The organism is Dietzia sp. IBK-p2-16D (assembly GCF_057773085.1).
Genome location: NZ_JBYMTL010000008.1, coordinates 42,876 through 65,277, shown reverse-complemented (window position 1 = coordinate 65,277; position 22,402 = coordinate 42,876). Strand labels below are relative to the sequence as shown.

17 protein-coding genes are annotated in these 22,402 nt (G+C 72.0%); 5 read left to right on the top strand and 12 right to left on the bottom strand.

Annotated elements, in window-relative coordinates; genetic code table 11:
• Nucleotides 1-11: 11 nt before the first annotated feature.
• The 8 genes from AC3DE3_RS15860 to AC3DE3_RS15825 form a co-directional block, all read right to left on the bottom strand.
• A complete protein-coding gene (locus AC3DE3_RS15860; protein WP_488370604.1) occupies nucleotides 12-1,589 on the bottom strand; it encodes a SidA/IucD/PvdA family monooxygenase in 1,578 nt (525 codons plus the stop codon).
• A gap of 234 nt (nucleotides 1,590-1,823) precedes the next feature.
• Nucleotides 1,824-2,894, bottom strand: a complete 1,071-nt coding sequence (gene alc, locus AC3DE3_RS15855; RefSeq protein ID WP_488370603.1) for an allantoicase — start codon at nucleotides 2,892-2,894, stop codon at nucleotides 1,824-1,826.
• Nucleotides 2,891-4,285, bottom strand: coding sequence for an allantoinase AllB (gene allB, locus AC3DE3_RS15850; protein WP_488370602.1), 1,395 nt, complete (start codon nucleotides 4,283-4,285; stop codon nucleotides 2,891-2,893). Before allB ends, alc begins: the two co-directional genes overlap by 4 nt.
• Nucleotides 4,282-5,715 carry a DUF6986 family protein gene (locus AC3DE3_RS15845; RefSeq protein ID WP_488370601.1) on the bottom strand — a complete coding sequence of 478 codons (1,434 nt, stop codon included), beginning with the start codon at nucleotides 5,713-5,715 and terminating at the stop codon, nucleotides 4,282-4,284. Before AC3DE3_RS15845 ends, allB begins: the two co-directional genes overlap by 4 nt.
• A complete protein-coding gene (locus AC3DE3_RS15840; protein WP_260488762.1) occupies nucleotides 5,712-6,542 on the bottom strand; it encodes an alpha/beta fold hydrolase in 831 nt (276 codons plus the stop codon). The genes AC3DE3_RS15845 and AC3DE3_RS15840 overlap by 4 nt, the downstream gene beginning before the upstream one ends.
• Nucleotides 6,539-7,636 carry an isopenicillin N synthase family dioxygenase gene (locus tag AC3DE3_RS15835; RefSeq protein WP_488370600.1) on the bottom strand — a complete coding sequence of 366 codons (1,098 nt, stop codon included), beginning with the start codon at nucleotides 7,634-7,636 and terminating at the stop codon, nucleotides 6,539-6,541. Before AC3DE3_RS15835 ends, AC3DE3_RS15840 begins: the two co-directional genes overlap by 4 nt.
• Nucleotides 7,637-7,756: 120 nt before the next feature.
• A complete protein-coding gene (locus AC3DE3_RS15830) occupies nucleotides 7,757-8,869 on the bottom strand; it encodes an XdhC family protein (protein WP_260488764.1) in 1,113 nt (370 codons plus the stop codon).
• Nucleotides 8,870-8,916: 47 nt separating this feature from the next.
• Nucleotides 8,917-9,204: an ArsR/SmtB family transcription factor gene (locus AC3DE3_RS15825; RefSeq protein ID WP_260488765.1), complete on the bottom strand. Its 288-nt coding sequence runs from the start codon at nucleotides 9,202-9,204 to the stop codon at nucleotides 8,917-8,919.
• A 109-nt stretch (nucleotides 9,205-9,313) separates the two neighbouring features.
• Between AC3DE3_RS15825 and AC3DE3_RS15820 the strand changes: the two genes are divergently transcribed.
• Genes AC3DE3_RS15820 through AC3DE3_RS15805 form a run of 4 tightly spaced genes read left to right on the top strand, consistent with a single transcriptional unit; the run spans nucleotide 9,314 to nucleotide 14,406 of the window.
• Nucleotides 9,314-10,993, top strand: a complete 1,680-nt coding sequence (locus tag AC3DE3_RS15820) for an ABC transporter substrate-binding protein (protein ID WP_488370599.1) — start codon at nucleotides 9,314-9,316, stop codon at nucleotides 10,991-10,993.
• Nucleotides 10,960-11,985: an ABC transporter permease gene (locus tag AC3DE3_RS15815; protein WP_488370598.1), complete on the top strand. Its 1,026-nt coding sequence runs from the start codon at nucleotides 10,960-10,962 to the stop codon at nucleotides 11,983-11,985. Before AC3DE3_RS15820 ends, AC3DE3_RS15815 begins: the two co-directional genes overlap by 34 nt.
• A complete protein-coding gene (locus tag AC3DE3_RS15810) occupies nucleotides 11,978-13,720 on the top strand; it encodes an ATP-binding cassette domain-containing protein (protein ID WP_488370597.1) in 1,743 nt (580 codons plus the stop codon). The genes AC3DE3_RS15815 and AC3DE3_RS15810 overlap by 8 nt, the downstream gene beginning before the upstream one ends.
• Nucleotides 13,717-14,406: an ATP-binding cassette domain-containing protein gene (locus AC3DE3_RS15805; protein WP_488370596.1), complete on the top strand. Its 690-nt coding sequence runs from the start codon at nucleotides 13,717-13,719 to the stop codon at nucleotides 14,404-14,406. The genes AC3DE3_RS15810 and AC3DE3_RS15805 overlap by 4 nt, the downstream gene beginning before the upstream one ends.
• Before the next feature lie 177 nt (nucleotides 14,407-14,583).
• Here the strand turns inward: AC3DE3_RS15805 and ccsB are convergent, their stop codons facing one another.
• The 4 genes from ccsB to AC3DE3_RS15785 form a co-directional block, all read right to left on the bottom strand.
• Nucleotides 14,584-15,582, bottom strand: a complete 999-nt coding sequence (gene ccsB, locus AC3DE3_RS15800) for a c-type cytochrome biogenesis protein CcsB (protein WP_488370595.1) — start codon at nucleotides 15,580-15,582, stop codon at nucleotides 14,584-14,586.
• Nucleotides 15,579-17,240, bottom strand: coding sequence for a cytochrome c biogenesis protein ResB (resB, locus tag AC3DE3_RS15795; RefSeq protein ID WP_488370594.1), 1,662 nt, complete (start codon nucleotides 17,238-17,240; stop codon nucleotides 15,579-15,581). The genes ccsB and resB overlap by 4 nt, the downstream gene beginning before the upstream one ends.
• Before the next feature lie 143 nt (nucleotides 17,241-17,383).
• Nucleotides 17,384-19,111: a hypothetical protein gene (locus AC3DE3_RS15790; protein WP_488370593.1), complete on the bottom strand. Its 1,728-nt coding sequence runs from the start codon at nucleotides 19,109-19,111 to the stop codon at nucleotides 17,384-17,386.
• A 149-nt stretch (nucleotides 19,112-19,260) separates the two neighbouring features.
• Nucleotides 19,261-19,956: a DUF3558 family protein gene (locus AC3DE3_RS15785; RefSeq protein ID WP_488370592.1), complete on the bottom strand. Its 696-nt coding sequence runs from the start codon at nucleotides 19,954-19,956 to the stop codon at nucleotides 19,261-19,263.
• A 1,062-nt stretch (nucleotides 19,957-21,018) separates the two neighbouring features.
• On the opposite strand from AC3DE3_RS15785, the gene AC3DE3_RS15780 reads away from it, so the two are divergent.
• Complete coding sequence (locus AC3DE3_RS15780; RefSeq protein ID WP_488370591.1) at nucleotides 21,019-22,383, top strand: HNH endonuclease signature motif containing protein; 1,365 nt, start codon at nucleotides 21,019-21,021, stop codon at nucleotides 22,381-22,383.
• Nucleotides 22,384-22,402 lie beyond the last annotated feature (19 nt).

Below are 22,402 nucleotides of genomic sequence, written 5' to 3'. Positions count from 1 at the left end.
TGCGGTACCTCTCAGAAGCGGGGGCTCGTCGGGTACCAGCCGTCGTCGGGGCGGTGCGGGCCGATCGACCGGACCTCGCGGAACTCGAAGTCCGCGAAGTCGTCCGCGAGGTGGTCCCAGTTCTCGCGGGTGATCGCGGTGGTGACCGCCCCCGCGATTCGACCCACACCACCGTAGATGCCGGACAACTGGTTGCCGGTGACGCCCATGGACGTGCGCGCGCCGGTCGAGAAGTGGTGCAACCGGGCCACCCAGGGCGCGGAGCCCGGTCGGCGTTCGGTGAACTCGAAACCCGGGCCGAGGTAGGGGTTGCGGCCTGCCGGGTGGTCGGAGGCGTAGTCGTGCACGTCGGCCCACAGGGCGATGTCGTCGACGAACTCAGCGAGTTCCGGCCGCAGTCGCAGATCGACCTCGTACCCGGTCGCGGCGATCACCACATCGGCGTGGAAACGGCCGCCGGGGGTGTCGATCGCGAGTTCGGTACCGCCGGCCCCGTCGTCGGCCACCTCGACCGAGTCCCAGCCGCAGCCGGTGTGCAGTGCGAAGCCGGGGTGGGCGAAGCACCGCCACACCGTGTGCTGGGTCGGTGGCTGCGGCAGGCCCCCACTGAGGAGGGTGAAGTCCCACTTCGCCCGATCGTCGAGGTCGTAGAAGCGTTCCTGCATGCCGGGGAACTCCATCCACCGCAGTGGGTTGGAGTCCGGGACGGTGTCCCGCCGCATGAACAGCTCAGCTCGAGCGGCGCCGTGGTCGAGGGCGGTGGCGGCGTTGTCGAACCCGGAGGCTCCCCCGCCCAGGACTGCGACCCGCCGGCCGCGAAGTGCCTCGAAGTCGATCGGGTCCTCGGTGTGGAACCAGCGCTCGCGCGGCAGCGCGCGAATCATCTCCGGGACCCGCTGCCCGCCGCCCCCGTTCAGGCCGAGCGCGAACACGATCCGCCTGGCGGTCACGGTCTGTGTGTGCCCGTCCGCGGCGGTCACCTCCACGACGAAGGGGCCATCCGCCGTGGCGGGTCGGTGGACGGCCGCCACCCGCGTCTCATGACGGACCTCGATCCCCGCCGCAGTGCGGTACCAGCGCAGGTAGTCGTTCCAGTCCAGACGCGGCACGAGGTCGATCTCCTGCCACGCCCGCTCGCCGTAGACCGCCTCGAACCAGCGGCGGACATGCAACGACGGGACATCGAACTCGATGCCTCGCATGTGTTTGGGGCTGCGCAGGGTGTGCATCCGTGCGTAGCGGTCCCAGCAGCCCACCCGATCGGCGGGCCCGTCGTCCACCACCAGGACCCGGTCGATCCGTTGACGGCCGAGCGCGAAGGCGGTGCCGAGCCCGGCCTGGCCGCCCCCGATGACGAGCACGTCGAGCTGCGCGGACCCGGGCTCACGCGGGATCCAATCCCGTGCGTGGCTGGTGGTGGCGATGTCCTCGCGGACGCGGGCGGTCAGCGCCGCGAGCCTGGCGTCGGCGTCGGCCAGGCGGCGGGGACCCCGGCCGGCACCGGCGGCGGGGCTTGCGGCGGGGTCGGCTGCGGGGTCGATTGCGCCCGGTGTGGGGAACGTGGGCGCGTCGGGCATCACGGAGGTCATGGACGTCTCCTGCGGCATCGGGGCCCGGGTCCTGTGCCCGGGCGGACACCGCGCCGCTGCCTGACTGATGACTCGGCCGCCGGGGCGTCGGTCGCCCGGCGGCCGGGTCGGCTGCGCCGACCGCACCGTCGCGGTGTCGCCTCCGAGTCTGGCACCAGCGCTTTTCCGCCGTGTTACGCCGAGGTGAGGGCGGTGTGAGGGCGGTGTGAGGGCGGTGTGAGCCGAGCGCGGAGGTCAGTGGTCCGCGGGGACCGCGGAGGCCATCGCGTTCAGGGCAGCCTCTGTCAGCCGGCCGTGGACTCGCAGTCGCGCGATGCCGCCATCGGGGAAGACGTCGAGGCGGACGTACCGGACCTGCTCGGTCGGCGGGACCACGAACCTGTGTCGGCAGTCCGGGAGCAGCGGGGTGCGCGACACCAGGTCGATCCACCGGCCCGGCGAGCCCAGATCGTCGACGCATCGGACGCCCCGCAACGACGCGGCGCCGGGTGCGTTGCCGATGTAGTAGGAGGTGTCGATCTCGACTCGGTCCACCGTTCCCTCCCCCGCCAGTGCCAGGGTGACGTGGTCGTTCCCGTCCCCGCGACGGCGTGCGTTCTCCCATCCCTCGCCCATGTGCCGGGAGCGACCGGGCGCGATGATGTTCTCCGGTGACGAGTAGAACAGGTCGGAGCAGTCCACCACCCTGCCGCCGTTCTCCGCTGCGGCGAGGTCGATGGTGCCGGTGAGGAAGCGTGGGTCCGGGGTCGGTTCGCCGTGAACCCGCAGCCGCGCGACCCCGCCGTCGGGCAGCATCCGCAGGCGGACGTGCGTCACGGGCCGTCGGGCCGGATCCGGCACCTCGAAACTATTGCGGGCGTCCCCGGCTACCGGGCTGGGAGGGACGAGGAGTTGCCACGGCGCGTCGAGCAGGTCGTCCATGGTGGGGTGACCATCGATCCACACACCGTCGACCGCGACCCGGGGCGGGTAGTTGCCGCGGAAGTAGGCGGTGTCGACCACCACGCCGTGGACCCGTCCGGGCACACCGAGTCTGATGATCGCGGTGTCCTCACCAGGGTCGCGTCGGCGCCGTGTCTCCCAGCCGTCGTAGACCTTGCCCTTGAGGCCGAAGAGCGCCGGATCGAATACCGGGTCGCCGGGCAGGATCAGGTTCTCCTTCTCGGCGAAGAACTCGTCGTTCGCCCAGACCACCGCCCCCGCGAGCTCGCGGGAGGCCAGGTCGGGCAGCGAGAAGACGTCCGGCGCGAGGGCGGTGGCAGTCGCGGTGGCAGTCGCGGTGGCAGAAGCAGGGGCGTTGGTCATGATCGGTCTCCGGTCTCGGCGGCGGGGGCGGGCGTGGTGGCGGCGTGGTCCCGGAACACCGTCCGGCCGCGGGCGGGCAGGTCGGGACCGGTCCGCCGACCACCGAGGTAGACCTGCGTCACGACGCCGGCCAGGGCGCGTTCGGCGTAGGCGGTCACGGGGTTCCTGTGCTGGAGACGCTCGGGCAACACCACGAACGCCTCGTCGGGTGCGAGGACCACCAGGTCCGCGCGGGCGCCGGGCCGGATCGCGCCGCGGTCGGACAACCCGGCGAACTCGGCGGGCCCGGAGGCCATCCACCGCACCACGTCGGGCAACCCCATCCCCCGGCGGCGGGCCTCGGACCACATGATCGGCAGCCCCAGCTGGACGGAGGCGATCCCGCCCCACGCCTCGCCGAAGTCGCCGGTGTCGAAGCGCTTGAGCTCCGGCACGCACGGTGAGTGGTCCGAGACGACGAGGTCGATCGTCCCGTCGCGCAGTCCCTCCCACAGCCGCTCCCGGTTGCCGGCCCCGCGGATCGGCGGGCAGCACTTGAAGTGGGTCGCACCGGGCTGGATCTCCTCGGCGAACAGGGACAGGTAGTGAGGGCACGTCTCCACGGTGATGGGCAGCCCCTCTGCCTTGGCGTCGCGGATCAGTGGCAGTGCGTCGGCGGCGGACAGGTGCAGGATGTGCGCCCGGCAGCCCGTGCGGCGGACGCCGTCGATGACCTGCGCGACCGCCCGCACCTCGGCGGCCACCGGCCGGGAGTCCAGGAAACCCTCGTAGTCCGGCCCGGCGGGCGGGGTCTGGGCGTCGATGGTCTCGGCGTTCTCGGCGTGCACGATGAGCAGTCCACCGAACCCCGCGATCTCGGCCATGGCCGACAGCATCTGCGCGCGGTCCAGGGGCGGGAACTCGTCGATACCGGAGTGCAGCAGGAAGCACTTGAACCCGAACACCCCGCGGTCCCAGAGTTCGCGCAGCCGGCCGAGGTTCTCCGGCACCGCGCCGCCCCAGAACCCGGTGTCGACGTGCAGCTTGCCCACCGTGCTGGTGAGCTTGGCGTCGAGCGCGGCCGGGCTGGTGGTCACGGGGCTGGAGTTGAGTGGCATGTCCAGCAGCATGGTGACCCCGCCGCAGGCCGCGGCGCGGGTGGCGCTGGCGAAGCCCTCCCAGTCGGTGCGTCCGGGCTCGTTGACGTGCACGTGCGTGTCGACGAGTCCGGGGAGCAGGACGACCTCGCGGGGCAGGGTCACGGTGGGGACGTCGGCGGGTGCCCGGCCGAGTGCACCCGGGTCGACGTCGACGGTCTTGATGGTGCCGTCGGCGACGACGACGAGGGCTTCCCGCTCGACGCCGTCGACGATCGCTCGGTGGGCCCGGAACACCAGGTCGGGGTGGGTCATCTGCTCTCCTCGTGGTCGGCGCCCGGGCGGGTCAGCTCGGCCAGGTCGGCGCGGCCGACGCCGGCGAGGGTGGTGATCTCCTCGCCGGTGACGGCGCCGCAGTCCAAGGCGCGGAGGCAGAACGCGGCAAGCGCGCGGGCGGTGGCGGGTTCATCGAGGTACCCGCCCGCGCCGGGCCCGGCGGTGGTCGTGAGCGGGGTCGTGAGCGGGGTCGTGCCGAGGTAGTCCGCGAGCCGGGCGCAGGCGGTCGGCAGGGACCGCCGGTAAAACGCGTAGGTCGCGGCGTAGCGGGAGACCAGTTGGGCGGGATGCAGGTCCCAGCCCTGGTAGAAGCCGCGGCGCAGTGACCGGTCGATGAGCCGCGCGTGAAGACGCCACCCCGCGCGCACCGCCTCCGCGTCGCCGACGGGCAGCCGGTTGGTGGAGCCGTCGGACAGTGCCACTCCGGTACCGGCGGCGGCAACCTGCATGACGGCCTTGGCGTGGTCGGCGACCGGGTGGTCCATGGCCTGGTATTCGGCGGCGATTCCGCACGCCGCCGAGTAGTCGTAGGTGCCGTAGTGCAGACCGATGCACCGTCTGGCGGATGCATGGATGAGACGGGCGACCATCGCCGACCCGTCGGGGCCGCAGATCGATTGCGGGGTCTCGATCTGGATCTCGAATCGCAGCGTGCGCTCGGGCAGTGCGCAGGCCTGTTCGAGCCGGACGCACAGGTCGACCATCGCCAGGACCTGGTCGACGGAGGTGACCTTGGGCAGGGTGGGCCGGAGTTGCGTGAAGTGTGCCGGCAGCTCGTCGCGGTCCGGTGCCCCGGCCCCTGCCCCGGCGCGGCCGAGAGCGAGCACGAACCGGGTGAACGTCCGGATGCCCCGGTGCCGCGTGGCGGGGTCGAAGGATCCGAACCGCAGACCCCAGAACGGCGGGAGCGCGGCGCGGGCGGTGGACCCGGTCAGTTCGGCGACGATCCGTTCGACGTGGGCGTCCTCGTCGCGGTGGCGGTCGCGGGGTGCGACGCCCCGCTGGGTGAACCCGTCCTCGAAGTCGATCCGTAGGTCCTCGACCGGTTCGCGGAGCAGTTTGGCGCGTACCAGGGCGTGGATTGTCTCCGCGTCGTCGGCCGACAGCAGGGCCGGGTGACCGTCACCGGCCGCCAACACGCCCGCGAGCGCGGCCGGGTCCGGCAGGTGTTCGTCGAACGCCTCGAGCGCGACCCCGCCCACCTCGCTGATGATCCCTGCGTGGACGCGCTCGGCCGGCAGGTAGAGGGTGTGCACCGGCTGGCGGATGACGGGCGTGCCGGGGAACCGGGCGACGAGCTCCGCATCGGGGGCGGCCAGGCGGGCGTCGGCCTCGGCGAGCACGCTCGCGAGGAGGTCACCGCTGGGGTCTACGGTGCCGGGGCTAGTGGAGTTGGCGGGGATGGTCACGAGGCGCCCCCGGCCTGTGTGAGCGCGAGATCCGGGTCGACTGTCGGGGTGGCGGCGAGCGGCGCGTCGGGTCCGGCGGGCGATGCGGCCACCGCGATCGCGAAGTCCGCGATCGCCGCGCTGAGCAGGCCCTGCGCGGACAACTGCGGGGCGTGACCAGTGTGGAGGGTGACGACCCGCGCACCCGGGGTGAGCTGCTGCATGCGGCGCTGTGCGACGATCGGCACGGTGCGGTCCCAGGTCGCCTCGATGTACAGCCTCGGCACCCTGCCGAACCGATCTACGGTCCACCGTGGGGCGATGAGTCGCGCGCTCTCCTGCTGCGGCCGCAGCCGCCTCGAGGCGGCGATCGCCTCCCCCGCCGGGGCATCGTGGAAGAACACCGCCGCGGCCGCCTCGGGAGGGACCGCGGTCACCCGGCCGCCTGCCCCCGGCTCGAGCCACCGGGAGATCCCGACGTCCGCTCGGAGCCCCAGGCCGGCGCACAGTGCGGCGAAGTCCATTCCGGAGGGCAGCATCATGCCCGCGACGAACGCCACCCCGGCGACCCGGTCGGGCATCCGCTCCGCGACCTGGGTGACCACGACACCGCCGCCCGAGTGCCCCACGAGCACGGCGGGCCGCTCCAGCCGCCGCACCAACGCGCACACGTGATCGGTGAGGATGCCGAGGTCGACCACCTCGCCGTCGTCCACCACGCCCTCGACCCCCACGCCCGGTAGCTCGACCACGTGCGGGCGCAGGCCCGCCGCGCGCAACGGACCGGTGACGGTGTCCCACACCCAGCCTCCGGCCCACGCGCCGTGGACCAGGACGACGTCCGTCACGGCGCGATCACCGAGCCGGACGCCGCGAGCACCCGGGCGGCCTCGCGGACCGCGGCGGTGTTGGCCTTGCCGTGGCGGGAGCCGGCGAGCTTCGCGGCGATGTGGTCGCGGACCGAGATGGGCTCGTAGGCGTCCCCGTCGGCGCCGACGAACTCCGGCAGGGTGCCCACCACGGCATCGACGTTGCCGTCGTGGAAGAACGCTGCCGAGCGGCGCCGCACGATGCCGCCGTCCACGACGGGCGGCGCGACGCGGTGCAGGGTCGACATCCAGCGGTCATTGGTCAGCCGCGCGGTGAGGTCACCGAGGTTGACCAGCAGCCCGCCCTCGACGGGCTGGACGTCGTGCCACACGCCGTCGGTGCCGAGGACCTGGAGTCCGGCGACCCGGTCGGCCCACAGGACGGTGACCAGCCCGAAGTCGGTGTGCTCACCCATCCCGCGGAGCTCGCCGTCGAGGGTCACAGGCCCCTCCGGCAGCGCATAGTTCACCATGCGCAGCACGTCGATCGAGTGGTCGGTGAGCTGCTCGAAGATCCCGGGCGGCTGGCCGAGGGCGTCGGCAAAGACGCGGGTCAAGGTCCGGGCGACGCGGGAGGCCTCGGCGAAGTAGGCGTCGATCCGGGCGCGGAAGCCGTCGACCTCCGGCCAGACGTTGATGCCGTAGTCGGCCTCGTCGAGGTCGAGATCCTGCTCGAGCGCGGTGAACGATCGCGCCTCGACGCCCACGTTGAACGCCTCGAAGAAGTCGTTCATCCGCCCGGCCGACTCCACGCCCAGGCTCAGGCTCAGCGCCTCGCTCTTCGGCGGGCTGTACCCGCGGTTCGCGTCGGGCACCCGGTAGGCGTTCTTGGCCTCGAGAGGCAGTGCGAAGAAGTCGTCGATCGCGGTAGCGAGCCCGTCGATGACCGTGGGCGCGATCCCATGGCCGACGATCTGGATGAACCCGACGCTCGAACAGGCCTCGTCGATCTCGCGGGCGACCCGGGCCCGTGCGGTGGCGATCGCCGGGTCGGCGGCCGGGTCTGCAGGTCCGGGTTCGGTGACGTACGGGGAGATGTCGACGATGGGGACGTGGAACGCGGGAGGGGTCATCTGTGTCTCCTGGGGCTGCGCTGACGTTGCGCTACATGTGTATCGACGCGCGGTTCCGGCACGGTCACTGAAGCGTGTCCCCCGTGTTACGTCGCGGGTGGGGTGGCTCGGCGGCCGCGTTCACCGGTGGATCGCGGCGTCCATCCCCACGAGAGGCGACCCGGTTCCGCCCCGGTGGTGGGCGACGAGCTCGGCCGCGATCGACAGTGCCGTCTCCGCCGCCGTGCGGGCGCCGAGGTCCAGCCCGATCGGCGAGTGCACGCGCTGCAGCGCCGCCTCGGGGACCCCCTCCGCGCGCAGGTCCGTCATCCGCTGGGTGTGGGTGCGGCGGCTACCCATCGCCCCGATGTACCCGGCGCGGGTCCGCAGCGCCTCGACCAGCAGCGGGAGGTCGAACCTCGGATCGTGGGTGAGGACGCAGATCGCGGTGGAGGCGTCGACGCGGGTCCCGGCGAGGTACTCGTGTGGCCAGCACCGCACCACCTCGGCGGCCGCCGGGAAGCGCTCGGCAGCCGCGAACACCGGACGGGCATCGCACACCGTCACCCGGTAGCCCAGCTGGGCGCCGAGCGGCACGAGGGCCTCGGCGAAAGCCGTCGCCCCGAACACCAGCAGCCGTGGTGGGTCGAGCCGGTGCAGGAAGACGCGCGCGGGCAGGCCGGCGGTGGTGAGGCCAGCGGTGGTGACGCCGGTTCCGCGTCCCTCGGCGATCGCCGCGGCCACCGGCCCGCGGGCCCAGGGCGGGGCCTCGTCGTCGTCGACCCCTGTCCCCCCGTCTCCTCCCACCACCATCCACTGCCCGGCGCAGGGGCCGTCCAGGACGGTGGCCGCGACCACGGCGCGGCGCTCGCGCGCGGCGGCGATGAGGCGATCGGCAGGGTGAACGGCGCCCGGGGGTGAGTCCTCGGCGGCGAGGGATTCGACGAACACCTCGAGCGATCCGCCGCAGGTGGGGCCGACATCGAGTAGTGGGTCGGGGAGCTCGTCGCCGTCCGGACCGAACCGCGCGAGGGCCGGGCGACCGTCGGCGAGGGCCTGCTCGCAGAGGGTGTACACCGCCGCGTCAACGCAGCCACCGGAGACGCCGCCGACCACGTCCCCGGTCGCGGAGACGGCCATCGCGGTGCCCGGGGCCAGCGGCGCCGACCCTCCCGTCGCGACGACCCGGGCCAGCGCGCACGCGATGCCGGCGCTGCGCCAGCGGGCCAGCGTCTCGGCCACGAAGATGTCCATGCGCTCAGGATGGCGAGGTCACGTTGCCGAGGTGTTACCGCCGGGATTCAGTCGTGGCGCGCGCCCATGAGGTGCAGGATCCGGTGCACGGTGTCGTCGACGAGGGTGTAGCGCACGATGCGACCGTCGGCCGCGTCGCGGGTCGCGCTGACCCAGCCCTGCTCGCGCAGGATCCGCAGGGCCTGGGACGCCGCATTGCGCGTGATGCCGACGGCCCCCGCCAGGTCGGACACCGTCGCGACGCCCGGCCCGGCGTGGTGCATGTGCGCGAGGAGACCGAGGCGGGTGGGGTCGGCGAGCAGGTCGAATCGCGCGGCCCAGTCGTTCACGTCCATCGGCTCACGTCCATCGGTTCCTCCGTAACAGCCGCGACACATTCTGCCTCTACGCTCAGCGCGCTAGGTGTCCGGCCGGACACGTATCTCCCGTGGGCAGGAGACGCACTTGAGACCGTTCTACGCCGTCGTCGGTGTGGGCCTCGCACTGGCCCTGGTCGCATCGGGATGCGCGATGCCGTCCGCCGGCGGTGGCGGCGGTGGCGGCGGTGGCGGCGGCGGCGGCGGCGGCCGGATCGTGCTGGCCGACTCGGGGCCGCTGGGCGAGTTCAACCCGGTCGCCGGGTACGGCTCCACCGGCGTCTCGCCGCTGTACGAGGGGCTGCTGCGCCCGGCTGCCACGGACGACGAGACGCTGCCCGACCTCGTGCCGTCCCTAGCCGCAGCCGACCCGGAGGTCAGCGACGACGGGCTCACCTGGACCGTCCGGTTGCGCGCGGGAGTGCGGTTCCACGACGGCAGCGCGCTGGATTCCGGGGACGTCGCCGCCACCTACCGGGCGGTGGCCGATCCGGTGTCGGGCTCGCCGATCGCGTCGGATTACACCTCGATCGCCCGGATCGCCACGCCGGACCCGCTCACGGTGGAGTTCGGACTCGAGGCACCGGACCCGGGGATGCCCGCGCGACTACTGCTCGGGATCGCCCCGTCCGAACTGCTCGCGCCGGGGCCGGCGGCGGAGTCCCCGCTCAACACCGCGCCCGTCGGCACGGGGCCGTACCGGTTGGAGCGACTCTCCCCCGGCGAAGCCGTGCTCGTGGGCGATCCCGACCACCGCGACGGCGCCCCCGACGTCGACACCCTCGTCCTGCGATCGGTGCCCGACGAGAACGCCCGCGCCCAGATGATCGTCACCGGCGAGGTCGACGGCACCGTCCTGCCCCCGTCCCTGGCTGCGGGGCTGGCCGGCCGCGAGGGGTTGGAGCTGGTGTCGGTGGGCAGCGCCGACTGGCGGGCCGTGGCCCTGCCCACCGCGCACCCGTTCACCGGCGACCCGGCGGTCCGGCGCGCGCTGTCACTGGCCGTGGACCGGGACGCGCTGGTCGAGCACGTCCTGGCCGGACACGGCCGGCCCGCCACCTCGCCGATCACCGACGCCTACCCGGAGTTCGAACCGGTCGGCGTGGCCGGCGAGCAGGCCGGCGCGGACCCGGCCGTGCGCCGGGCCGACGCGCGGGGCCAGCTCGCGGCAGCCGGGTGGCGGCCCGGGCCGGACGGGGTGCTGGTCCGCGAGGGCGGATCGGGCGGCGGCGCTGGCGGGGCAGACGGGGCCAGGGCCGAGTTCGTGGTGGCCTATCCCGTCGCCGACTCGCTGCGCCGCGAACTGGCCTCGGCCGTGGCCGACCAGCTGCGCGAGGTGGGCGTGGCGGTGGAGTTGTGGGGCGGGACGTGGGATGAGATCGAGGCCAGGTCCGGGGAGGTGGCGGTCCTGCTCGGCGGCGGTGACAACCCGTACACCGTCGACACCCAGGCCTACCGGGCCCTGCACTCGCCGACCCCACAGTCCGGGCCGCTGGACAACCCCGGCGGCTACGGCAACGCGGACGTCGACCGCGCCCTCGACGCCGCCCGCCGCACCGCCGACCCGGACGAGCGCACCCGCCTCTACCGGCAGGCCCAACAGGCCTACCACCGCGACCCCGGACACCTGTTCCTCGCGACGCTGGAGCACACCTACCTCATCCGCGTCACCGGCCACAGCGGCCCCGCCCCGATCCTCGAGCCGCACTCCCATGGCGCGACCTGGGGACCGTGGTGGGCGATCGCGCACTGGACGGCCCGCCGGTGATCCGCCGACTGCGGGAACGGCGGCCCGACCTCGCGCGCATCACGGTCCGCCGGGCGCTCGCCGCGCCGATCATGGTCCTCGCGGTGACGCTGGCGGCGTTCGCGCTGGCCGGCGCCTCCCCGCTCAACCCGCTGGCCGCCCACCTGGGCGACGGCTACGAACGCCTCACCGAGGCCGAACGCTCGGCCGCCGCCACCGCCCTCGGGACCGATCGGCCCTGGTGGCAGGCCTGGGCGCAGTGGCTGGCGGGACTGGCGACCGGCGATGCCGGCTACTCCCCCACGTACCGCCAACCGGTGCTCGAGGTGCTCACCGAGCGGCTTCCGTGGACCGTGGGACTGTCGGCGGTGGGGCTTCTGATCGCCCTCGTCGTCGTCGTATTCTCCGGCCTCATCGCGGCGGCGCGCCCCCACGGCGCGGTCGACCGGGCACTCGCCGGGGCGGCAGTCGCGCTGAGCTCTGTTCCGACGTTCGCGCTGGCCCTGGGCTCGGTCGCCGTGTTCTCGGTGGCGCTGGGGTGGCTGCCCGTCTCCGGTGCGACCCCGCCCGGGCAGGCGGCCACGGTGGGCGGCGTCCTGCGCTACGGCGTGCTGCCCGCGGTCGTGCTGGCCGCCGGACAGGTGCCGTGGATGCTGCTCGCGTACCGACGGGCGGTGCTCGACGCGGAGGCGTCGCCGGCGGTCGCCGAGGCCCGGGCGCGCGGCCTGAGCGAATGGACCGTCCTGACCGGGCACGTCGCTCCCGTGGCCTGGGCGCCGCTGGTCGCGCTGCTCGGCTCGCGGGTGCCCGAGGTGATGATCGGATCGCTGGTGGTGGAGACGGTGTTCGCCTGGCCCGGGTTGTCGTCCGCGACCGTCGACGCCGCGCTGGGGGCCGACTTCGCCCTGCTCGCCGCGGTGACGGTCGCCGCCTCGCTCACCGTTCTGGTCGGCACGTGGCTCGCCGACTGCCTGCTGCTCATCGCCGACCCGAGGGTGCGGATCGATGCGTGATCGGTCGGTGGCGCGGGGGTCGGTGGCGCGGGGGTCGGTGGCGCGGGGGTTGTCCGGCCGCCGGGCCGCGGGGACCGTGCTGCTGACGGTGCTCGTCGCGTTCGCGCTGGCCTGGCCCGTGATCGCGCCCGCCGGGATGGCGGCGTCGGGCTACCTGTCGGCCGATCTGCCACCGACGTGGGCGCACCCGATGGGCACCGACGGGCTCGGCCACGACCTGTCCGTGCGGGTGGCTCAGGCGCTGCGGGTGTCATTGGCGGTCGCCGCGGGTGCGGCCGTGCTCGCCGGGGCGCTCGGCGTGGCCGTGGGGGCCGCAGCCGCGGCGGTCGGAGGTCGGATCGATGCCGCACTCATGCGGTGCACCGATGCGGTCGCCGCCGTTCCGCACCTGCTCGCCACCGTCGTGGTGGTGGCGCTGTTCCGGGGCTCGCTCGCCGCCATCGTGACGGCACTGGCGCTGACGCACTGGCCCGCCGTCGCGCGGGTGGTGCGGGCCGAGGCGCAGAAGGTCATGGCCTCGCGATACGTGGCCGCCTCCCGCGTTGCCGGTGCGTCCCCGCTCCAGCTCGCGCGGTGGCACGTGGTTCCGGCCGTGGTGGGGCAGGCCGGCCTGGCGATGGTGCTCATGGTCCCGCACGCGGTGTGGCACGAGTCGACGCTGTCGTTCCTGGGCATCGGGATGCCGCCCGAACGACCGAGCCTGGGCACGCTGATCGCGCTCTCCCAGTCCGGACTGCTGCTCGGCCGGTGGTGGCCGCTGGTCTTCCCCACCGCCGCGCTCATCGCGGTGACCGTGGCGGTGGCGCTGCTGGGGCCCGGGTCTGGGCGCCGAGGGCGCGGGGTGGTGGGGCGCGGGGTGGTGCGCGGCGGGGTGCTGCGGGGCGGGGCCTCCGACCGCGACGAACACAACCCCGACGACGACGAGGTGGGCGCCTGCCGCGCGGGGCTGACGGTGGTCGATCTCGTGGTGGCGCACCCCGGCCGCAGCTCGAACGCGGGGGCGGGCATCGGACCGGACCCAGGCGCGGGGGCCGACCGGGGTCCGGGCACGGTGACGGCCGTCGACGGGGTGTCGCTGAGGATCACGCCGGGCCGGCTCGTAGCGCTCGTCGGCCCCTCGGGCGCCGGCAAGTCCAGCCTGCTCGACGCGTGTGCCGGGCTGACGCCCCCGGGAGCGATCACCACGGGCCGGGTGGAGGTGGGCCCCGGTGGGTCGACCGGGCACGTCCCCCAGTCCGTCGCGGACGCGTTCACCCCGACCCGGCGCGTGCGGGGCCAACTCGAAGAGGGGCTCGCGGTGACCCGCGGGGGCAGTGGCTCCCGCTGCGCCCGTGACGTCGACGCACTGTGTCGCCTGGTGGGGGTCGATCCCGCCCTGGCCGACCGGTACCCGCATCAGCTCTCCGGCGGTCAACTCCGCCGGATGGCGATCGCGGCCGCCCTGAGCGCCGGGCCCACGGTGCTGCTCGCCGACGAGCCCACCACCGGGCTCGACCCCGATCTGGCCGTGCGCGTCCTGGCCCGGCTGCGCCGCCTCGCCGACGAGACCGGGATCGCCGTGCTCCTCGCGACCCACGACCTGGACGCGCTCGACGCGAGCGGCGTCGCGGACGAGGTCCTCGGAATGCGCGGGGGGCGATTGCAGGGGGCGGCGCCTGACTCCGTGTCAGCAGCGTCGGCGTCGGCGGCGTCGGCGGCGCCTTCCACACCGCCCGCGGAGTTGGTGTCGTCATGACCCTGTCCGCACGCGGGGTCGCCTTCCGGCACGCCGGGCCCGACGGATTCGCGTTGCCACCGACCGACCTGACCGTGCACGGGGGCCGGATCACCGCGCTCGTGGGCCCCTCGGGAAGCGGCAAGACCACCCTGGCACACCTGCTCGCCGGGCTGCTGGCACCCGCAGCCGGGTCTGTGACGGTGACCGACGAGCCCGGGACGCTGACCGGCGGCTCGCGTTCCCGGTCGGTGCGGCCCCGGCCGGTGCGACCCCGGCGCGGCCGGCTGCCCGGGCACACGGCACTGCTGGATCAGGACCCCGTGGCGGGAGCGGACCCCCGGATGACGCTCCGGCGGATGATCTCGCTGCCGGGGCGGCTGCGCGGGACCGCGGTGGACGTGGACGAACTCGCCCGCGAGGTCGGACTGGACCCCGGCCTACTCGACCGCCGGCCCGGACAGGTCTCCGGCGGACAACTCCACCGCGCCTGCCTCGCCCGGGCCCTGGCCCAGCGGCCGCGCTACCTGATCGCCGACGAGCCCACCGCGCATCTGGACCCCGAGAGCTCCGATGCGATCGCGGCGGTCCTGCGGGCTCGCGCCGACCGGGGGCTCGGCGTCCTCGCGATCACCCACGATGAGCGGCTCGCGGCCGAGTGGGCGGACGTCGTCCACACGATGGCGGCCCCGCCGGGTCCGTCGTGACCGCGGCCGTCGCGACGGGGCCCACACGAATGCCGGCACGTACACCGGGCCGAAACCACCACAGCCGCGCGCTCCAGAGTCATCCGGACGGGATATATAGCAGCAGAATGACTCTGAGGCGCGCGGCTGCGGGTGGTGGGTCTGCAGGAGACGCGGCTGCGGGCCGGCCCGCGGCGACTAGTTCAGACCGGCGTAGGAGTGCAGGCCCGAGACCACGATGTTGATGAAGAACAGGTTGAACACCAGCACCACGAAGCCGGCGATGTTGATCCACGCCGCCTTCTTGGGCCCCCAGCCGGAGGTCGCGCGGGCGTGCAGGTAGCCGGCGTAGAGCACCCACGAGATGAACGACACCGTCTCCTTGGGGTCCCAACCCCAGAAGCGGCCCCACGCACTCTCGGCCCACACGGCGCCGAGCAGGATGCCCACGCCGAAGACCGGGAAGCCGATGACCGTGGTGCGGTAGGCCAGACGGTCGAGGGTCTCGGCGGCCGGCAGCGGGCGAGCCAGGCGGGCACCCCACCCGGACTCCTGGCCCTGCGGCTGCCACACGCGGATGAGGTACATGATCGACACGACACCCGGGATGAGCAGGATGCCGGAGCCCAGCGCGATGATCGACACGTGGATCGGCAGCCAGTACGAGCGCAGCGCCGGCACCACGGGAGCGGCGTCGGAGTACAGGTGCGTCCCGCCGAAGAACAGCAGGACCAGGATCGGCACCAGCAGATACGGCCACACCACCTGCAGCGCGGGCTTGCGCAGCCAGATCAGCCCCGCCGCCACCGCCAACAGGGTGCTGCCCAGGATGAACTCGTACATGTTGCCCCACGGGAACCGCTCCGTGGACAGCCCGCGCAGCACCAGCGACGCGGCGTGGAAGACGAACCCGATCACGACGAACAGCTGCGCGATCCGCGCCCACCGCACGTTGCCGGCCGAGGCCCGCTCCTCGTCGCCGGTGTCGGTGAGCGAGCGCGACTCCGTCAATCCGGTCCCGCCGGCGGTGACCAACTCCTTCTCGGAGACCTTCGCGACGCGGAAACCCGCGTAGTAGATCAGCGACGCGATCAGCGCCAGTGCATAGATCCCGAAGGCCGTCCGGAACGCCAGGTCCGAGTAGGTGGCCAGCGTCTCGTCGATGGGCAGGCCCTGTGCGAGGGTCAGAGTGATCACCGGGTGTCGTCCTTCCGCGCGGCGTCGGCGGCGGTGCCGCGACTAGTTGAAGTGTGGCCCGCGTCGGCATCACCCGGCAACACGGGTGTGACGGACGACGCCGAGACCAGCCGGTCCCTCAGCTCGTCGAACTCGCTCCCCCAGCCCGATCGGTCCGTCTTGGCGAGGCCACCCAGCTCGACGCGGGTGACCTCGTCGTCGTCGACACTCACCCGCGCCCAGATCCTCCGGCGCCGCACCATCAGGCTGAGCACCAGTCCCGCCATCATCACGGCGGCGGACACGCCCACCCAGATCTGCGTGGGGTCGGAGGAGACCTGGATGTTGACGAACTCCTCGGCGCCGTCGAAGCGGACCTCCGTGCCGTCGGCGAGAGTGGTGGTCTCGCCGGGCTTGAGGTTGACGCGGGCCTCGCGGTTGAGCGCGCCGGACTCGATGAGGTCCGGTTCGAGCGAGAAGATCGACTGCGGGCGGCCCGTGTCCAGGCCGGCGTCACCGCGGTAGACGTCGATCGCCACCGCCGGGTCGTCCATGCGGGGGAACCGCGAGCTCAGGAGGGTGCCGTCGAACTGGGCGGTCGGGGCGAACAAGCCCTGGATGGCGATCTGCTGCGTGCGCCGCTCGGCCAGATCCGGGTACAACCCCGCCGGCGGGTCGAAGCGCATGATGCCCGAGGAGAGGAACGTCTGGAGCTCGGTCGGCGACCAGTGCTGGGTGTCCGTGCGGGTCTCGCCGTTCGGGAACGTCACCGTGAACGTCGGCGCGAAACCGTGACCCTGCAGGTAGACGCGGGTGGACCCGATGCGCAGCGGGTGGTTGACCCGCATCTCGAACGGCTCCCACGTGTCGGGGTCGGTGGTGGTGACCTCCTCCGTGTAGCGCACGTTGGAGGTGAACATCTCGGCCTGTCCGTTGGGCAGGTAGTCGGCGCGGAAGTCCTCGATCTTGATGCAGAACTGTTCGAGGTCCGTCCCGTCGACCAGCAGTCCGGCGCGGAACGAGTCGTAGGCGCTGGGGGTGGTGTTGCAGAACGCCGGGGAGTCCGGGTTGGCGACGACGACGCGCATGCCCTCGGCGTAGACGAACTTGCCGGCCGCGAACATGATGAGCAGCGCGAGCAGGCCGAAGTGGAACACGATGTTGCCGACCTCGCGTGAGTAGCCGCGCTCGGTCGACAGTTCGATGGTGCCGGGGACACGGCCGTCGCCGTCGTTGCGCCGGACCCGGCCCTTGAGCTCGCGACGGATCTGGTCCGCGGCCTGCTCCGGCGTGGCCGTGGTCCGGTACGCGGCGTGGTGCGGCAGGCGGGACAGGTTGCGCGGGGTCAGCGGCGGGGGCGTGCGCAGCTGGCGGACCAGCTCGAAGCAACGCGGGGTGAGGCAGCCGACCAGCGAGACGAACAGCAGGACGTAGATGGCGGTGAACCACCAGCTGCTGAAGACGTCGAACAGTTGGAGCTTGTCGTAGGTCTCGCCCAGCCACCCGTTCTCGGCGATGTACTCGTTGACGTTGCCCTCGTTGAGGCTGCGCTGTGGCAGGAGCGCGCCCGGGATGGCGGCGACGGCCAACAGGAACAGCAGGATCAGCGCCGTGCGCATGGCGGTGAGAGTGCGCCACGCGTTGCGGAGGAACGCGGTGACGGCAGCGGTTCTGGGCATTTGATCCATCTGCGGGTCGCGGCGCGCCGAGGCGGCTCGGCGCCGGTCGCACCCAGGCTAGTAGGGCGACCCTGAGCGGATCCTGGCAGGGTGTGGCCGTTCGGGGTGGGTGTGGCGGCCGTCTCCGTGGGGGGCGGACGGGGTCACTGACGGTTGGCGCCTCCGCCGGTGTAGTCGCGGCCGATCACGCGACCGCGGGCAGGTTCGGGCCGGTCCGGGGCCAGGGAGGCGGGGTCTTCGGCGGGTTTACGGCCGAGCACCGCGGGCGCAACCTTGACCGGGTCGCCGATGATCGCCGTCGTGTTGGTCGCGTTGGTCAGATAGCTCGCGGGGGTATGCCCGCGACGGTCGTTGTTCTGCCCGGCTCCCGCGGCGCCCATCATTCCGCCCATCGGCATCGCACCGGCTCGCCCAGCCTGGGCCGCACCGGTCGACGACGACGAGAACGCCCCCGCACCCGGTCCCGCAGCACCCGCACCTGCCGAACCGGCCCCGGGGACCCCGGCGGCCGGACCGCCGGAACCGAATCCAGCCAGCGTTCCGGCTCCGCCCATCCGTGACGCGCCGGCACCTGCGCCCGCTGCCGCAGCGCCGCCACCACCGACCAGTCCGGCCGACGACCCGAACCCGCGATCATGGCTCCGATTGTTGCCAGCGGTTGCTCCCCGGATCCCGCGGATGCCGCCCGCACCGGCGGCCCCGGCGCCGGACTGCTGACCGTTCGCACTCGGCACCGGCGCGAACGGTGCCCCGGCAGCGGTGGTGGCCGCGTTGACGACACCGCCCGCACCCGGATGGCCCGCAGCCGGTGCTGCCGCTCCTCCCCCGTCTCCCGCGCCCGCCCGCGCGGCCAGGAGCGCCTGCTCCGTGGCTGCGTCCGTGGCCGCGACTGGCGAGTTCGCCGTCGTGACCCCTGCGCCCGCAGCGCCGGGAACCCCGGCCACACCGTGGCCTCCGACCTCCGCGCCGTCGACACCGCCCGTGATGGCGGCGATCGCAGCCGGGTTCGGCGCTGCGGGTTGGGCTGGCCGCGGGATGCCCTCCGTGTTCCAGATCCGGGCCATGTCGATGCCATTCGGCCCACCCAGGGCCGAGGTCGACACCACCCGGTACGCCGCGGTGAAGTCGAGGTCGTCGAGGTTGGCGTCCATCACCGCCGGGCTGTACTCGGTGTTCACGATCGCCCTGGCCTGCTGTTCTGCCGCCTCGAGCCGTGCCCGCGACGCCGCGGCGGCAGACGGCGCCACCGGACCGTGCTCGTCACCGGAGATCTGCGCGATCCTGGCCTGTGCGGCCTGCTCGGCCACGTTCCTGCGGGTCGTCACGAATCCCTCATGCGCGCGCCCGGCCTTGGCCGCGACCTGCTCCAACTCCCCCGAAAGCGCGATCGCAGAATTCACCAGCCCCGACACCGAATCCTGCGCGCTCGCGGCGAACTCACCCTGCCAGCCGCTGCCAAGCAAATTGCCCAATTCGCTCTGAAGCTGAATCGCAGCGGTACTCAAGGCCTCGGCTACGGCGGTGGCCCGCTCCCGGATGTCACTGAACTGACTCGGTTCCAACGCCTCAGCACACTGCGCGATCCGCTCGAGTGGTGAATTCGACACGTCCTCGGGCCCGACCCGGCCATACGCGCCCATCACACACATCTCGTCGAGGGAGAACACCTCCGTGTCGCTCGCATGGATCAGCCCGAGGCTCTGCAACCCGGCAGGCTCCTCAGCCGCCTTGGACAATGCCCCCGCCAACGCCTCATCCTGCGCCTCGATAAGCCCACCGGCGGCGGCGAAGAGTAGCGACATTGCCCGTGCTTGATCTACGAACCCATTGAGTAACGTCCTGAGGTCATCATCCGCGAATAGGGAATACACCGTCCCTAGTTGTTTTGCAGTCGAGAAGGCGCCAGTTGAACTTCGGGATGCCTCGACAAACTCGAAGTTGGATGCCGATCTCACTACTGCGGCGAAGTCGTTGCACTTTTGGACGCAGACCCGAGCCACACCAGCCTCTAAGTGAAGAGTCACTTGAAGTCCCCCTCTGGCACAAATTTTAGGAGCGGAGCAATTGCCTGGTCGAGGGCGTCACAGGCCTCCACAAAGCGGTTTCCACGAAACTCGCCTAGGCCATTCACCACGTCCACCTTGATCCACGTTGCCCCTCGACTGGTAAAGAACAACTGGAGACATGTACTGCCCGTTTGGTCGCCTACCTCCACCATTCGCATTCTCCGGTCGCCCTGCTCAACCTGCCTAAGGCTCTTATCGTTCAGGAACTGGGCTCTCGATTTCCATGAAGCTGCGGCTGTGACGTGCACTTGTTCGTTCGTCCACCCACACGCCATCAAGCTTCCTGGTTCGTGCCTAGTGAGGCTGCTATTGGGATCGACCTTTGCGCCAACCCCCTCCTCGATAGCCTCGATCGGGATCTCGGCACACGGGTCGAACAGGGCAGGCCTCTGCTCGATCGGCAGGTCCCAGGGATTGCCCGGGTTTTCGGTGACGGTTGGGCTCGTCGTCGTCTCATCCCCCCCGTCAGCCGACGCGCACCCGGACAGCACCACCCCGGCGGTCACCAACGCGGCTACGAAAGCTTTACTTCTTCCCACAACCTGTACGACGGGCCGAGCCGCCGAACGGTTCCCCCGACTTGACGAATCGGCTGCAAGGTCGCATCGGCGCAGTTCAGAGGGGATTCCCTCGAGGTGGTAGAGGCTCACGATCAGAGATCATCGCAGTCGTCACCGGCCGACGGGTGGGTCATCACAGCCGCGGGCCCGGAGAATCCTTCGCCCGCCGTGGAACCAGACGGCCGCTTCGCTGCGTCGTACATGCGATTCCGCCCGAAGTGGGCGGGGTGATCATCCGGGGAGAATTCTTCGCCTAGTTCGATACCAGCGGCGGACAACTTCGCTGGACTCGGATCCGGTCGCGACACACGTGTCAGAGTTAGTTGTTGAGCAGATTCCTGCATTCCTCTTCAGTCGATTGCTCGAGGCACTCCATCCATCGGACCTGGTCATCAACCCATGGGTGCCGGGCTTCCTGCCCCACATCGTGTCGCCACAGGTAGTTGTCACAAAGGATCGCAACCCCACTGGCGTCGACCGCCCTCCGGCCGATATCCGCTCCGATACAACTATCGCCAAGTTGTGGCCCTGCCTGCCGCATCGCCTCGTCGGCTGCCGGGTTCGGTGCCAACTGCGGGTCGCGCGACCACGCGGTACCGTCGGTGTACTGCAGACGGGCGCAATAAGCGGTCACACCGTCGGCGAAGACGGCCTGTGCTCCGCGAGGCCCGCACTCAGCACCCTCGGCCACGAGCGCCTGAGCCGGCGCAGCAGGACTGCGGGGCGGCTCGTAAAGCGGTGTCATGGAGGTCGGTGTTGCGACCTCCTTCGAAAGGGTCGATGCGGCCGCAGTCGCAACCGGTGACGACGACGCGGCGGATGTGGGAGCCGGCTCCGGTGCCCCATCAGCGTCTCCTCCGGGCCCACCGCACCCGGACGCAACGATGAGCACCGTCGTCAGTGCGCCGACACCGATCACTCTGACTCGATCCGTGGCCACGTTCATGTGATCAGTATTGACACCGCCCCCTTTGCCGGGGGCCCTGTTGTACAAATTAGTTGACGCGGCGCTCCTCAAAGACCAGACGAGTCGGCGGGCAATTGGGCGAGTGGCCCACGAACACTCGGCGATGACGGCATCGGCGTTCCTCTTTCGCCGACGTGAACTGGGACGACGTGTTTGTGTCGTACCCCGATGATCTAATCGAACACATGAGCGACACCGAGGCGCGAGCCACTGTCAGTAGCGAGCTGACTGCCGTGCTGTCCGCGCTCGATGCGCACCTACTGAACGACTGGACCGAGGCGTCCGCCGCTGAGCTACACGCCGAACTGGTCGCGCTCGAACAGGCCCAGCGCCGCATCCGCGCCACCCAGGCCCGTGTCATGTCCGCCGCCCGCTCCTCCAGCACCGCCCGGCAGATGGGGTTCATCAACGAGCGCCAGATGCTCACCGGCGGCCTCGGGCTCGCACCGGGCGATGCCCGCGGCCGGCTCGACGACTCCGCCATCGCCGACACCGCCCGCATGCGCGCCACCGCCGAGGGCACCCTGTCCGCCGGACATCTCAAGGTCATCAACACCGCCCTGGCCGCTCTGCCCGACGACTACGACGACGAGGAGCGCGCCCGCCTGGAAGCGCAGCTGATCGCCCTGGCCGCCGACCAGTGCACGACCCGCCGCCTCCAAGAACACGCGCACCGACTCCTGGACGCTGTCGATCCGGGGCGCACCGAGCGCGGCGCAGAAGATCGAGCTCGCCGCCGCTCGGTCACGTGCGGGGGCCAAGGACTGGACCTGATGGCCCGCGCCTCGATCACCATGGACCCCCAACTGGCCGCGTTGATGCGCGAGGTCCATGCCCGCTGGGGCCAACCCGGCCGCCTGTGGCCAGATCCGGAAGAGAAGGACACCCGCACCGACGGTCAACGAATGCACGATGCGATGGTCCACGCCCTGCAACTCGCCCTCTCTGCGGACGCCACCAAGACCGGCGCACCGGCAGCGATCGTGGTGCGTGTCGACCTCGACCAGCTCGCCACTCTCGCCGGCTGCGGCGAGACCGACGGAGGGATCCGCGTACCCGTGCCCCAGGCACTGGCCATGGCCCGCGGCAACCACTGGTTCCTGGCGTTGTGCGACAAGGAAATCGACCTACGGCTGTTCCGGAGTCGCCGCACCGCCTCCCGCTACCAACGCCTGGCTCTGTTCGCCGCCTACGGAGGATGTACACACCCCGACTGCGATCAGGACGCCAGACATTGCGAAGCCCACCACGCGGGCAGACCCTGGGCCGCCGGGGGCCACACCAACATCGACGAACTCGCACTGGCCAGCGGCGACTGTCACGCGATGATCCACGAGACCGGCTGGTCGACCGAACCCGACCCGCACGCACCTCAGGGCGTCAGATGGATCCCACCCGCCGGCACACCCCGCGCGGCCAACCCACCACCACCGAAACCCGGACCCCCACCACCGGCACCACTCGACGCACCGATACTGCCGTACGCCCTCCTCCGCGATCTGGATGCGGCGGTCGCTGACCGGCTCGATACCGGCCAGGAGGCGGCGTGACGCCGCGCGGTCAGCTCGG

Bases quoted from the DNA above. Each gene is read 5' to 3' on its own strand.
- AC3DE3_RS15860 (WP_488370604.1), bottom strand. From the start codon at position 1,589: ATGACCTCCGTGATGCCCGACGCGCCCACGTTCCCCACACCGGGCGCA.
- alc (WP_488370603.1), bottom strand. From the start codon at position 2,894: ATGACCAACGCCCCTGCTTCTGCCACCGCGACTGCCACCGCGACTGCC.
- allB (WP_488370602.1), bottom strand. From the start codon at position 4,285: ATGACCCACCCCGACCTGGTGTTCCGGGCCCACCGAGCGATCGTCGAC.
- AC3DE3_RS15835 (WP_488370600.1), bottom strand. From the start codon at position 7,636: ATGACCCCTCCCGCGTTCCACGTCCCCATCGTCGACATCTCCCCGTAC.
- AC3DE3_RS15830 (WP_260488764.1), bottom strand. From the start codon at position 8,869: ATGGACATCTTCGTGGCCGAGACGCTGGCCCGCTGGCGCAGCGCCGGC.
- AC3DE3_RS15825 (WP_260488765.1), bottom strand. From the start codon at position 9,204: ATGGACGTGAACGACTGGGCCGCGCGATTCGACCTGCTCGCCGACCCC.
- AC3DE3_RS15810 (WP_488370597.1), top strand. From the start codon at position 11,978: ATGCGTGATCGGTCGGTGGCGCGGGGGTCGGTGGCGCGGGGGTCGGTG.
- AC3DE3_RS15805 (WP_488370596.1), top strand. From the start codon at position 13,717: ATGACCCTGTCCGCACGCGGGGTCGCCTTCCGGCACGCCGGGCCCGAC.
- resB (WP_488370594.1), bottom strand. From the start codon at position 17,240: ATGCCCAGAACCGCTGCCGTCACCGCGTTCCTCCGCAACGCGTGGCGC.
- AC3DE3_RS15780 (WP_488370591.1), top strand. From the start codon at position 21,019: ATGAGCGACACCGAGGCGCGAGCCACTGTCAGTAGCGAGCTGACTGCC.